Source organism: Gemmatimonadota bacterium, from assembly GCA_026387915.1.
Lineage (GTDB): Bacteria > Gemmatimonadota > Gemmatimonadetes > Gemmatimonadales > Gemmatimonadaceae > Fen-1231.
The window spans coordinates 81,286-94,628 of sequence record JAPLKS010000014.1; the positions used below are offsets into that span (position 1 = coordinate 81,286).

At 65.7% G+C, this 13,343-nt stretch carries 12 protein-coding genes; 2 read left to right on the forward strand and 10 right to left on the reverse strand.

From position 1 onward, the window contains the following. Nucleotides 1–62 precede the first annotated feature (62 nt). The 10 genes from NTZ43_08585 to NTZ43_08630 form a co-directional block, all read right to left on the reverse strand. Entirely contained in the window at nt 63–695 is a 633-nt protein-coding gene (locus tag NTZ43_08585; protein ID MCX5767261.1) for a V-type ATP synthase subunit D, read from the reverse strand. Next, on the reverse strand, nt 692–2,068 hold the full coding sequence (locus NTZ43_08590; GenBank protein ID MCX5767262.1) for a V-type ATP synthase subunit B: 1,377 nt from the start codon (nt 2,066–2,068) through the stop codon (nt 692–694). The genes NTZ43_08585 and NTZ43_08590 overlap by 4 nt, the downstream gene beginning before the upstream one ends. After that, entirely contained in the window at nt 2,065–3,735 is a 1,671-nt protein-coding gene (locus NTZ43_08595) for a V-type ATP synthase subunit A (GenBank protein ID MCX5767263.1), read from the reverse strand. The genes NTZ43_08590 and NTZ43_08595 overlap by 4 nt, the downstream gene beginning before the upstream one ends. Further along, nucleotides 3,732–4,061, reverse strand: coding sequence for an ATPase (locus NTZ43_08600; GenBank protein MCX5767264.1), 330 nt, complete (start codon nt 4,059–4,061; stop codon nt 3,732–3,734). The genes NTZ43_08595 and NTZ43_08600 overlap by 4 nt, the downstream gene beginning before the upstream one ends. Continuing rightward, nucleotides 4,058–5,068: a V-type ATPase subunit gene (locus NTZ43_08605; protein MCX5767265.1), complete on the reverse strand. Its 1,011-nt coding sequence runs from the start codon at nt 5,066–5,068 to the stop codon at nt 4,058–4,060. Before NTZ43_08605 ends, NTZ43_08600 begins: the two co-directional genes overlap by 4 nt. Next, nucleotides 5,065–5,664 (reverse strand): V-type ATP synthase subunit E, encoded by a 600-nt coding sequence (locus NTZ43_08610; GenBank protein MCX5767266.1) that lies wholly within the window; start codon nt 5,662–5,664, stop codon nt 5,065–5,067. Before NTZ43_08610 ends, NTZ43_08605 begins: the two co-directional genes overlap by 4 nt. A gap of 3 nt (nt 5,665–5,667) precedes the next feature. Next, nucleotides 5,668–5,895 carry an ATPase gene (locus tag NTZ43_08615; protein MCX5767267.1) on the reverse strand — a complete coding sequence of 76 codons (228 nt, stop codon included), beginning with the start codon at nt 5,893–5,895 and terminating at the stop codon, nt 5,668–5,670. After that, entirely contained in the window at nt 5,892–7,805 is a 1,914-nt protein-coding gene (locus NTZ43_08620; protein ID MCX5767268.1) for a hypothetical protein, read from the reverse strand. Before NTZ43_08620 ends, NTZ43_08615 begins: the two co-directional genes overlap by 4 nt. After that, entirely contained in the window at nt 7,802–8,161 is a 360-nt protein-coding gene (locus tag NTZ43_08625; GenBank protein MCX5767269.1) for a hypothetical protein, read from the reverse strand. The genes NTZ43_08620 and NTZ43_08625 overlap by 4 nt, the downstream gene beginning before the upstream one ends. A gap of 221 nt (nt 8,162–8,382) precedes the next feature. Continuing rightward, nucleotides 8,383–9,681, reverse strand: coding sequence for a 4-hydroxybutyrate CoA-transferase (locus NTZ43_08630; protein MCX5767270.1), 1,299 nt, complete (start codon nt 9,679–9,681; stop codon nt 8,383–8,385). Nucleotides 9,682–9,751: 70 nt separating this feature from the next. Between NTZ43_08630 and NTZ43_08635 the strand changes: the two genes are divergently transcribed. Next, complete coding sequence (locus tag NTZ43_08635; protein ID MCX5767271.1) at nt 9,752–10,681, forward strand: prenyltransferase; 930 nt, start codon at nt 9,752–9,754, stop codon at nt 10,679–10,681. A 197-nt stretch (nt 10,682–10,878) separates the two neighbouring features. Then, nucleotides 10,879–13,311 (forward strand): TonB-dependent receptor, encoded by a 2,433-nt coding sequence (locus NTZ43_08640; protein MCX5767272.1) that lies wholly within the window; start codon nt 10,879–10,881, stop codon nt 13,309–13,311. Nucleotides 13,312–13,343 lie beyond the last annotated feature (32 nt).

The following is a 13,343-nucleotide window of genomic DNA, read 5'->3' on the forward strand; positions in this document are numbered from 1 at the left end:
CGTAGAGCGGCGCGGCGATTGCATGCCGCGCCGCTGACGACACCGCGGGGCGCCGAGCCTGCTCAGCGCGTCTGCCGCGACTGCACGTGCCGTAAGCGGAGTTGCTCTTCGCGCTCGCGCTCCTCGAGCTGCCGTCGCACGCCCGCAATGGCCTCGGTGAGTTGCGGCGCGACCCGCTGCTCGAGCGTGCGCAGTCGCCGCGTGGTGTCGGCCAGCGCTTCGCCGAGCCGCCGCACCCGTTGTTCCTTGGGCGCGGCTTCCACGAGCAACTCGGTGAGCGCTTCAAACGCCGCAGCTGCGTCGGCGGTGGAGGGGCCGACCAGTGCCGGGGCCACGCCACGGGCATCAATCGTCCGCCGAAAGGTGGGCGCGTTGATCACGTCGCTCACGGCGATGCCCCACACCTGCGCCGGCCGCAGTTCAATCGCCGGCTCAGTGAGTGGCCATGCCGTGACCGCGAGACCCGCGACGCCGTGCGCACCGATCGCGTGCGTGAGTGCGGTGGCGGCGCGGGTGGTAGATGCGGCGATGCGCTGCCGCACGTCAATCGCGGGTCGTGCCGCCGCAAAGAGCTCGCTCACCAGCGCTTCACGTTTGCGTCGGGTGAGATCAATCCCTTTGACAATGCGCGTGAGTTCTCGGCGAGCGCGCAGCAGGTTCATGCGCGTCGGTGCGAGACGCGTGCGGCCGTTCATGAGGCCGTCCCATGTGCGGCGAGCGTCGCGGCACTCAACCTGGTGAGGTCGTCGCTTGGGAGCGTGTGCAGCAGCTGCCAGCCAACAGCAAAGGTTTCGTCAATCGTCCGGCGTCCACTTTGGTTGATGAACGTCTGCTCGAAGGACTCCGCAAATGCCAGCGCGCGTCGGTCGCCAGCCGGGAGACCACTTTCTCCGACAATCGCGGCCATCGAGCGAGCCTCGCGTCCGCGCGCGTAGCTCGCGTATAGTTGATCGCTCCATTCACGATGCTCGGGGCGCGTTCGTCCTTCGCCAATGCCGCCGCTCATCAACCGCGAGAGAGACGGCAGTACGTCTATAGGAGGGGTGACGCCTCGACGATGCAGCTCGCGGCTCAGCACGATCTGCCCTTCGGTGATGTAGCCCGTGAGGTCGGGAATCGGATGCGTGACGTCGTCGTCGGGCATCGTGAGAATGGGGATCTGCGTGATCGATCCCGGTTTTCCCTGAATGATTCCGGCTCGCTCATAGAGCGATGCAAGGTCGGTGTACATGTAGCCGGGGTAACCGCGCCGCCCAGGAATCTCCTCGCGCGCGGTGGCAATCTCGCGGAGCGCTTCGCAATAGTGCGTCATGTCGGCGATCACCACGAGCACGTGCAGGCCGCATTCGTATGCGAGATGCTCAGCGGCGGTGAGCGCGAGTCGGGGCGCATGCAGCCGTTCCACCGCCGGATGCGACGCTTGGTTCAGGTAAAGTACGGTGCGGGGGAGTGCTCCGCTGGCCCGCACGCGGTCGAGAAAATCGCGCGTCTCACGCGCGGTGATGCCGACGGCGGCAAACACCACGGCAAAGGGCTCGTGCCGCGGCGCGCGCGCCCACTCCACAATGCGCGCGGCGATCTCGAGCCCTGGGAGCCCTGGTCCACTGAAGATCGGAAGTTTCTGGCCGCGCACGAGCGTGTTCATGGCATCGATGGCGCTGATGCCGGTTTCAATAAAGTCGCGTGGCCGAGCGCGGCGCACCGGGTTGATGGGTGCGCCATCAATAGGACGAAGGGCTTCGCCTACCGGAGCCGGGAGTCCGTCCACCGGCGCGCCGTGGCCGTCAAAGGCGCGTCCGAGCAGTTCGCGCCCGACCACCGTGGTCGCCACTTCGCCGGTGAGAATGATCTCGGCGCGATCGGGCGCGAGGCCCACGGTTTCGTCGAGCAACTGCACGACCGTGGCGTGCTCGCCGGCATCAATCACCTGCCCGCGGCGGTCAGCGATCCCTGGTTGACGCACCACCACCCACTCGCCGAGCGAAACGCCGCGGGTGCGTTCAAGGAAAAGCAGGGGGCCGCCGGCTGCGGCAGCGCCATGGTGCGTGACGTCAATGCGCGGGCTCATGCGTTCACTCCGTCGCGTTTCGCGGCGAGGGCGCGGCGCGTGGGCGCGAGATCGAGCGCGGCAAACGCGGTGCCGGAGGCGAGGGCGCGCTCCCCGTCGCGAAACGCTTCGAGGGCGGCGTGCGCAAGCGCGTACGTTTGCTGCGGTGAACTAATGGCATCGTGCGGGTGATATGCATTCTGCCGGAGCACCACTTCGCGCACGATGGCGGCAACGTCCATGACGAGATGATCGTGATCTTCGAGCGCGTCGGGTCCCACCAGACTCGCGATGTCGCGGAGCTCCCGTTCTTTTTGCAGTAACGCAAGCAGGTCGGCGCGCACGGCGGCCCACTGCTCGCCTCCATGCGTGGTGAACCAGGGCGCGACTTGATCGGCGTAGAGTGAGAAGCTGCTTTCCCAGTCCACGGCTGGATAATGCCGCTGGTGTGCGAGCGATGCGTCGAGCGCCCACATCGCGCCGGTGACGCGCAACGCCGCTTGCGTGACCGGCTCAGAAAAATCGCCGCCGGGCGGAGAGATGGCGCCGATGATCGTGACCGCGCCCTCACGCGTGGGTGCACCAAGGGGGCGCACGCGGCCTGCGCGTTCAAAGAACTGTCCAAGGCGGCTCGCTAGATATGTGGGATAGCCCTCTTCTCCGGGCATCTCTTGCTGTCGTGCCGCCATTTCGCGGAGCGCCTCTGCCCAGCGCGAGGTGGAGTCAATCATGAGTGCCACGCGATTGCCTTGATCGCGGAAATACTCGGCGATGGTGACGCCCATGTAGATCGACGCCTCGCGCGCAGCCACGGGCATGTTCGAGGTGTTCACAATCAGCACGGCGCGGTCCATCACGGGCCTCCCCGTGCGTGGATCAACAAGTAGCGGGAATTCCGTGAGCACGTCCGTCATTTCGTTGCCGCGCTCACCGCAACCGACGTAGACCACCACATCGGCTTCTGAGAATTTGGCGAGCGACTGTTCGATGATTGTCTTGCCTGTACCGAAGCCGCCAGGGACCGCCGCGCTGCCCCCTTCTGCTACCGGGAAGAACAGGTCGAATACGCGTTGCCCCGTCACGAAGGGGCGCGACGACGCAAACTGCTCCGCGACTGGGCGCGGGATACGCACCGGCCAGCGGTGTGCGAGCCGGAGCGTGGTGCCGTCGGTTAGCGCGCCGATGGGTGTGGTCACGGTGTACGTCCCGCTGTCGATTGCCGCAATCACGCCGCGCACGCCCGGTGGAACGAGCACGCGGTGGGTGATTGCGCGCTCGAGCACAGTGCCGAGCACGTCGCCGGGTTCCACCGAATCGCCGGCCGCGCGCGTGGCGGTAAAGGTCCACTTTTGATCCGCGTCGAGGGTGTCAGCGCGCGCGCCGGGAGCAATAAAGTCGCCGGTGGCTTCCGCCACTCGTTCGAGCGGTCGGCCGATGCCGTCGAGTACCGCGCCGAGCAAGCCGGGGCCGAGTTGTGCCGTGAGCGACACGCCGGTGTGTTCTACCGGTTCGCCCACCGCGAGGCCGGTCGTGGACTCGTAGACCTGCAAAGTGCACACATCGCCGCGCTGTTTGATAATCTCACCCAACAATCGGCGCTTGCCCACAAAGGCCAGTTCGTAGAGGGCGCCATGCAACGGAGCGGCCTCAACGAGCGAACCCGCAACGCGAATGATGCGAGCGGTCACTGGAGCCTCACGCGGTAGCCAATCGCACGTCGGAGCAACTCGAGGATGTAGTCCTCTGCGCCCGACGGGGCGCCGGCCCATGCGGGCGCCGGAATGGGGACAAGAATGGGAACGGCGCGCCGTTCAATGTCGCGACGCACAGTCTCAGGCACCGCGTCGAGGAGGGCCTGCTCAACAAGTAGAATGCCCGTATGTGGTAACGCGGCAAGAATCTGCAGGCGGGACCCCGCGTCTTCCGGCTTGGCGATTTCGTCGACGGCGAGACCAGCCAGGCGAAAGCCGGCCGCGCTAGCGGCCGACGCGAGGACGCGTACGGTGTAACTCACGCGGCCACTCCAAGCGCGCCTTCGATGAGCACCGGCGGCACATGCATCGCAATGCTCCAGGTCACGCGCAGGAGCGCCTGAAGTTCGACGCGTTGCCGCAGTACGAAGTGCACCACGGGGGCGAGGCTCAGCGGCGCCGTGCGGGCGAGCGCTCGGAACTCACGTTCGAGTGCGCGCGCGGCGGCGTCTTCGGCGGAGCGATTGGCGGCGGTGAGTGCCGCCGCCAATGGCGTGTGTGCCACGCGAACGCGAAGGCGCTCGGCGATGTCGAAGCGACTGCCGGCAATCTGCGCAGCCGCAATGTCATCAGCACGAATCAACGTGCCGCCGCAGACAAAAATACTCGCGGGGTCGAGGTCTGCATGTTGGTCTGCGAGAATGAGCACGGACCACAGGTTTTCCAAATCAATGGTGCGCTCGGCGAACCGGCGCATGGCGGTATCGCGGCGCGCCGTTCGCAGCGCCCGTTCGGCAAAGGCGCGGGTGAGTGCGACCTCCAGGCGGAAGAGGTCGAGATGCTGGCGTTGCGCCTCTTCGGCGACGGCGCTCGCAAATGGGTGACGCCACGTGAGCAGTTGCGCTCCGACCGTCGCCACGTCCCCAGCGGTCGCGAGTTGTTGCAGGGCGCGGAGCGGAAGTGAGGAGGTGGGAATGAGTCCCGTGAGCCGCGCTTCCGGCGCAGCGCCTGCCACGGCGCCTCGGACCAACGCGCGAATACTGCGTCGATCCTCGTCATCAAGTAGGGGTGCGAGCTGTTCCACCCGCTCGCCCGCCCAGCTCGCGAGCACGCGGAGTCGCGCCCCTGCACGGCGTCGTAGGCTCTCCTCAAGTGCTGCGGCATCATACGGGACGCCGGTAGCCGGCGCATGCACAATGCCAAGCGTCGTCAACTGCGCGCCAAGTGCGCCAATTCCCTGCGCCTCGCATAGCGCACGATACTGTTCGTCGCGCAACAGGTGCGACGCGAGTCCGCGGGTGCGTGTGATGACGTCGCCCCAGTCGGTCACGGGGTGTCTCCGGCGAGTCGGCGCGCTACCACGATCGCCAACCCGCGGCGGTCTCGCTCGAGTCGGCGCGCGAACGTCACGTCTGCCACAATGCGGCCGTCGGCGGATGTGACGATCGCCCCAACGGCAACCGAGTCGTCGATGGTCAACTGCGCGGCGCGAACGCCGAGGGCGGTGAGCGAACCACCCATCGCGTCGGCAACGGCGCGTGAACAACGGACGATGGCATCGTCTCCTGGCACGCACGCCAGTGCATCGGCGATCGCGCGACTGACCACAGCTCCAAGCCCCGCGTGTACGTCAAGCGCCGGAAGCCGTTCGGCGGCTGCAGAAAAAACCTTGTCGAGCGCGGCCGCTCGTGCGGTGAGCGTTTCGTGCCGCACACGCTGTGCGGCATCGGCAGACGCGAGCTCCAATGCAGCGACTGCCGCGGCCTCCCGCTCGGCGATGCGCGCCGTGCGGTGCTGGGCCACCTGCTCGACGGCCTCCGTTCGCATACGCGACGCTTCCGCTCCGGCCGCAGCAAGCCGCGCCGTAGCGGTGGCGTCGGCCTCGCGCCTCAACTGCGCGAGGAGCAGGGCAGCGGGATCACTCACCACTCAGCCTCCGGTCCCCGCACGCAGAATAATCAGCACGGCGACGATGAACCCAAGGATGACCATCGTCTCTGGGATGGCCACGAGAATGATGATCGTGCCTGCGAGCTCAGGCTTTTCCGCAAGCGCCGCGGCGCCCGCAGTGCCGATCTTCGATTGCGCCCATGCCGTGGCCAACGCCGAGATGGACATGACGCTCGCCGCTCCGATGACAACCCACATGATGTTCATACGACGTTCCTCTCTAGGACAGCGCCCGGCGGCGCCGTTCGGTGACCAAATGGTTCGTACTTGTGTCCGCCGGGACTGTAGAATTTTCCAAAGAACTCCACGTAGTGGAGGCGAAGCGCGTGAATCGCCGGGCTGAATAATCCGATGGCGAAGTTCACGAGGTGAAACAACAGCGCAAACACGAGCCCGATGGCCGTGCTGCCCACCGCGCCCACCATTTGGTTGGCCACCACTGCGAGCATCACAGAGGCCGTGCCGATGGCCATGATGCGCGCGTACGACATCACGTTGCCGAGCGTGGCCAGGAGTTCCACTGGCGCAATAAGCCCCTCAGCAAACACCAGCACGGGAAACGCCACGAGCAGTGCCACCACCGCTGGGGTGAAGAGCTGTTCTGGCAGCACTCGGAAGGCGGCCATCAACGCCGCCACGACGAGGAGCACCATCACCGCCGAGATGCCGCTGCCGAGGGCGTGTCGCGGGTGCTTGCGTCCGGCGCTAATGGCGCCGAGGACTAGCCCGAGCACCACATGCACCACGCCGAGTCCCACGGCGGCCGCCAACGCAGCGAAAATCGCCTGCTCTCGGTCGTAGATGATCGGCTCAAGTCCAAAGAGCCGTTTGCCAAGGTCACCAAAGTACTCGCCGTAGAGCACGCCGAAGATGATGGCAAAGAGGGCGCATGGGCCTGCCACCTCGGCTCCCGTGCGAACGAGCGAGCCGGGAGCGGCTTTTCGATGGATAAGCAACGCCAAACCAACGAGCATCGCCCCGTAGCCCACATCGCCGAGCATCATGCCGAACATCAACGGAAAGAACACGGCGACAAACGGCGTGGGGTCGATCGTGCCGTATCGCGGAAGGGGCAGCAGAGCGATCAACGACTCAAAGGGGCGGAAGAGGCGCGGGTTCGAGAGAATCACCGGTGCATCTGCCGTCCCCCATTCTTCTCGCGCGATGTGTTCGACAATAACAGACGGGCCCGCCTCGGCGGCAATCCGTTCCGTGAGCGCGGTGACGCCGGGCTCAGGAATCCACCCCTCAATGGTGAAGGCGTGTGGTGTTACCGAGCATTGCTGGTGCGCGTAGAGAGCGGAGAGCCAGTCGCTGAGCGCTGCGTGGGCGCGCCGCAGCTCGGTCGCGTGCGAACGCGCCAGCGCGGCGAGGTTGGTACGGCAGGCGTCAACGTCGCGGGGAATTTGCTGCAGCCGGTCGAGCATGAGCGGTACCGCGTCTTGGAGCGGCATGCCTCGGTACGCGGCGGGCAGTGGCACTTCAGGAACGCGTGCCTCCGCCAGCCGCGATTCCAAGCGCGCACTGAACTCCTTTGGCAGGACCAAGAGGATCGCGAGGTCTCCGCCGGGGAGCGGCATCGTGGTCATAGAAAACTCAGCGCCGAGTTCCGCGCGAAGCGACGCGGCCATCGCATCCACGGTGGCGCGCGCTGAGGCTGGCGCGACCACCGCGTGGCTGGTCAGACGTTCGGACGTTGCCACGCGGCGCACCACGGGGAGCACCGCAAGCAAAAAGTCGCGATAGCGTGCCACCAGCGCGCGCTCTTCGTCCAGCGCAGTCTCGCGGTCGCTGAGCGCGCGGGCGTCGCGGCGCACGCGACTCGCCACGCGCGCCCACCGCGCGGCGTCAGCGACGGTCGCAGGGGGCGGCAAGAGGCGTGGCCCCGTTGGGCTGACGGCGCGCAGCGCGTGCAAGGCGTCCGCAACATCGGTAAGTACTCGCTGCAGTTGGCCGCGGCGTCGCTCGCCGCGTGCGTCGAGACGCGCCGGCTCGACGCCCGCTCGTGCCGGCGCTTCGTCCAGATGCAACTGGCCGACGTCCTGCACCGCATGCAACGTGTCCTCGAGCCGTTCGCGCGGTCCGAGAATGCGCAGCCGTGCCATGGGAACGATCACGACGCCGCTCCTAACCCAGTCAGTTCCGCGACGACCAGCTCTGCCAGCGTTGCGATCTCTGCATCCGGCACTGCGCGATAGCGGCGCACCAGCTGTTCTGCTTCGCGCTCGATCTCGCTCACGGCGGCCGCGATGTCGCGGAGCGAACGGGCATCGATAGACGCGAGTTCCTCTGCGAGGGCGATTGCCGCCACGCGATGCGTCTCCTCCGCGTCAGTATGTGCGGCATCGAGGATTTCGCGCGCCCGTCGCTCCGCATCAGCGAAGTGCTGCGCGATCTCTTGCTCCGTCGCGAGCAGAGCGTCCAATGCAGAGGACGGCGCTTGGACGGCGGTATGTGCGGTGCGGGTGCTCATATGCGTCACCGGCCCCTAGGGAGAACGGTCGCAATGGCCGTTCTCCGCATAGTCTACAGGAAAGCGGCACGGCTCCGAAGCCGTAAAACGGACGATTCCGTGTCGGGGATTACCGCACGGAATGTCTCGGCTAAACGGTTAGCTCGGCTGACGCGCCCGTGTTCCCGATGCGCATCCGTGCAGCGCGCACGCGTCGCCGATGCCGCGCCGCCATCTGCGGCTCACCCGAGATGCAGTCGCTGCAGGTCGCGCGTGAGCTCGGCACGGAAATCCGGATGCGCAATCGACACGAGTGCGGCACCACGCTGGCGCAGCGAGAGTCCGTGCAAATTCACGGCGCCGTATTCCGTCACCACCCAGTGAACATGGCCGCGAGTCGTCACCACGCCGGCACCAGGCTTCAGTTCTGTCGTGATGCGAGACACAGTGCCGCCAGCCGCTGTTGCTGGGAGCGCGATGATCGGTTTGCCGCCGCGAGAACGTGCAGCGCCGCGAATGAAATCCATTTGCCCACCGATCCCCGAATACACGCGATGGCCAATGGAGTCGGCGCACACTTGGCCGGTGAGATCGACTTCGATCGCCGAGTTGATGGCGGTTACGCGCGGATTGCGTGCAATGCGTTGGGTGTCGTTGGTGCGGTCGCAGGAGTGAAACTCGACGCGCAGGTTGTCGTGCACAAAATCATAGGTGCGGCGAGATCCCATGCAAAACGATGTCACGATGAGTCCGGTGTCGATGACCTTGTACTTGTTGGTCACCGCACCGCATTCCACGAGTTCTACCAAACGATCCGAAAACATCTCGGTGTGCACACCGAGGTCGCGCTTGTCGGTGAGTCGGGCAAGTACCGCGTCTGGGATGGCGCCGATGCCCACTTGGAGCGTGGCGCGATCTTCGACGAGCCCAGCGACCAGCTCGCCGATCCGCGATTCGACTTCTGACTCCGCACCCGGCGCGTGCGACGGCAGGGGGCGATCGGTGTGAATGAAGGCGTCGATTCGGTCAAAGGGCACGGCGCTGTTGCCGTGCGTGCGCGGCATTTGCTCGTTGATCTCGGCAATGATAAAGCGTGACGTGTCCGCGGCGGCACGCGCTGCGTCTACACTGGTGCCCAGCGAGCAGTACCCATGCGCGTCGGGGGGTGAGAGTTGCAGCAAGGCGACATCAAGCGGCACGCGTCCCGAGTGGAAGAGTGCTGGAACATCAGAGAGGAAAATCGGCACGAAGTCGGCGCGGCCGTCGCCCACCGGCTCGCGCATGGCGGGGCCGTTGAAGAATGAAATCGAGTGAAAGCGTCCGGCGTGCTCCGGCGTCGTCCAAGGGGCCGCGCCGTCCGTGTGGAGGTGGTAGAGACTCACCCCTTCGACATCAGTGCGCCGCGCGAGCGCTTCGAGCAATGGCGTGGGGGTGGCCGCTGCGCCGTGGACGTACACGTTCATGCCGGAACGCAGCAGGCCAACGGCATCGTCGGCAGAAACGGCGCGTTCGCGCCAGCTATCGGGGCGTGGTTTTATCATGGCAAGAAAGGGTTGCGCTTGTCTGCGCGCGCGACGGCGCGCAGTTTGCGGGTTCATCCAAGAGGTGCAGATGATGGTGGATCAAGGGCCTGTCGGCGAGCCGTCGCTGTCCGTGTGGCTGCAGACGAGTCGTGTGAATTCGTTGCTCATTTCGACGATCTCCGTGCTGACCGGCGCCGCGCTCGCGTGGCGTGATGGCGCCGCCACCTCGCTGGTGGCGCTGGCGTGGCTCTCCGCCGTGGCCGCGCAGGCCGGTACGAACCTCATGAATGTCTCGTGGAACTATAAGGCCGGCGCACGCGCGCCGCGCGCGGTCGATCCGCGCGGATCGAGTGCGCCCGTGCGCGGTGGGATACTTACGCCGGAGCAGGTACGGCGCGCGGCGCACCTCTGCTTTGGTGTGGCGCTCGCGAGCGGCGGAATGCTGGTGTGGCGCGTGGACCCGCGACTCATGTGGATTGGCGTGCCCGGCTTGTTCGCGGGGTACTTCTATGCGTCGCCGCCCATTCGGTTGGCCTACCTTGGACTCGGGGTCCCCACGGTCTTTGCATTTATGGGCCCCGCCATGGTGGTGGGCACCTACTGGCTGGGCGCGCACGCGACCACCCCAGGCGCCTGGGCTGCAGCTTGCGCGGTGGGACTGACCGCGGCCGCCGTGATGCACGTGAATGACGTTCGCGATTTTGACGGCGACGTCGCGGCAGGGAAGCGGAGCTTGGCACGCGTCGTCGGTCCGTTCGGCGCGCGAGTGCTGATGGCCGCAATGATCGTGGGCGCCTACGGTGCGGTCGTCGCCGGTGTCCTTTTCCAATGGTTGCCCGTTGGCGCGCTCGCCGTGGTGCTGTCGGTACCGCTTGCCGTGCACATGTTGCGGATTGTGTTCTTGCATCACGATGCCGTTCGCCTAAACGACGCGTGGCTCGCCGGCGTCAAGTTGCACACGGCGTTCGGCGTATTGCTGCTGCTGTCTCTGGTGCTGGCGGCCATACGGCGGGCGTAGCGGCGCGGACTGGGCTTTGAGATGGGAACGGCCGCGTCGAGCGACGGGCGTGTGAACTCCGTGGTCTAAACATCGTCCGACGCACCGCGCCCCTAAGTCGGGGTTGCGCCCGCCAAAGATCAGGGATTTCCTGCAACAAGTCCGCGGTACGCAACTATAAAATCACCGGTGTGGCCCCCTACCACCGGAGTCCATGTATGTCTTGGAAGAATATGCTTCGCTTGGCGATACGCGTCGTGGCGATCGCCTCGCTGATGGTTGTGCCCGAGGTCTCTCGTGCGGCGCGCGCGTTCGATGGAACTGAAATCACGGGCCGAATCACTGACGCGCGGACCGGGAACGGCGTGGTCGCCGCTCAGGTTGTGGTGCGCGACGCGCAAGGTGTGATCGTCGCCGGTGCGATGACCGATTCCCTCGGACGCTACCTGATCGGCGAGGTCCGTGCCGGAATCTACGTGGTCGAATCGGCTCGGCTGGGCTATGCCCGTGCGGCGCAGACCGACGTCGTTGTCGCCGATCGCGCGCGGGTGGAAGTGAATCTCCGACTCGATGTTGTGGCGCTCACTGCCGCTGCGGTCGTCGTCACGAGTACGCGGCGCGTGGAGCGCGCGGCGGATACCGATGTCTCCGTGACCGTGATTGAGGGCGATGCCATCGCCCGTAGCGGCGAACCTACTGTGTTTGGCGCCATGAAGCGCGCGAGCGGCGTCGATTTCTTTTCCTCAGGGCTCGGACAGCAGCAACCCAATGCCCGCGGCTTCGTGAATCCGTTCACGACCAACCTGCTGGTGCTCGTCGACGGACGATTGTCTTCACTCCCTGGATTGGGCACCGTGCTGCCAGGGATGATGCTCGTGACGCCACAAGATGTGGCGCAGGTTGAAGTCGTTACTGGGCCCTCGTCGGCACTGTACGGCGCGAATGCGGCCAACGGCGTGCTGAGTATTGTCACGCGCGACCCCCGCGACTCGCGCGGCGGATCAATCTCCGTCACCGACGGTGATCGCGGCGTTGCTGCGTTCAGCCTCCGTATGGCTGCGGTGATATCCGATCAGTTCGCATTCAAACTGACGGGCGAATCGTATCAGGCCAGAGATTTTGAGCGCCGCAATGCCTTTGCCGGCTCCGGCGGATTCTCCGTGCTTGATCAACCCGACTTTCAGCTGTCACATCAAACAGCGGGCGGCTCGCTCTTCTATTACCCGAGCGCCGGTAACCGGCTGGTGTACTCCGCGGGTGCCACGCGCGCCAACTACATCAACCTGACGGTCGCAGGGCGACTGCAGGTGAAGGATTGGGATGCCTGGTACCAGCAGCTCCGTGCCAACTTCACCGACGTGCTTGGCGGCGCGCTCTATGTCAATACTGCCTACACCAAGAATGACGCCGGCGACAGCTACTACCTCGACGTCCTCACGCGCATGCAAATCCCGCAGGCCAATGGCGGGGCGGGGCTGTCGCCGTCCCTGGCCATGCAGCGCGCGCTCTTTGTTGACCGCTCCGACCGCTTTGAGTTTGAAGCCCAGCACGCCTGGCACAGCGGCACGCGGCACTTCGTGACCAGCGGCGTGATGTATCGCACCTCGCATCCCGTGAGCGGCGGCACGTACCTCACCGACGGCACGACGGGTGCCCCCATTCGGATCAACGAGAGCGGTGCATACGTGGGCTATGACAATCTGGTCATCCCCAAGCTCCGCCTCACCGCGGTGGGGCGCTATGACACGCACAGTGATTTTAGCGCGCGCTTCTCGCCCAAGCTCTCCGCGTCGTACACGCTCGCCAATGGCGATGCGGTTCGCCTGACGTACAACGAGGCGTTCAACAGTCCGACCACGTATCTCCTCTACGCGCAGAGCAACGCCGGACGCGATGCCGCGAGTGGGCTGCAGAACTGGATTCGCGGGAACCGCGCCGGCTTCAGCTTCGTGAACACGGCGGGCGGCGCGGTGCCGGCGAACATTCCGTCGCTCGAGCCGTTGCATGTTTCATCCGCCGAGTTAGGCTATCGCGCCACGTGGGGCAGTCGCGCATCGCTCGACGTGACCGCCTACTACTCCACCTACCGCAACTACATCTCCAAGGAAGCCGCCCTCAGCCGGCCCGCCGACTCGGTGTTTGTGCGCGACCCCGTGACGGGGCTGCCGCGGCGCGAGGTCACCAAGACCTATCTCAACTACGGCGAACTTCCCGTGGCTGGCCTGGACGTATCAGGCGAGTGGTTCTTTGACGCGCAGTGGAGCGCCACGGCGTCGGTGTCGTATCAGCAACCGGGGACCTTCCGCAAGCCGATGGCCGGTCTCTCCGAGCCGGGGTTCAATGCGCCGACGCACAAGGCCAAGGGTGCCGTCATGTGGCACGATTGGTGGCGGACGGGAACCCGCGTGGAGCTCTCAGGAGTCCAGGTCAGTCGGTTCGATTTCGTGAGTTCTTTGCCTTACCTCACCGGCCCGGTACCCGAATACCTGGTTGCGGATGCGGGGGTCTCTGTGCCAGTTTCGCTCGGGAACCGTTCCCGTGCGCGACTTGAGCTCACGGCAAAGAATCTGCTCGATCGACGTCACATTGAGGTGCCCGGCGGCGCGTCGCTCGGCCGTTTGTTCTCGCTGTCGCTTGCTGCTGACTGGTAACATCCGACGTGGCGTAGTGTCTTCAGGAGGAT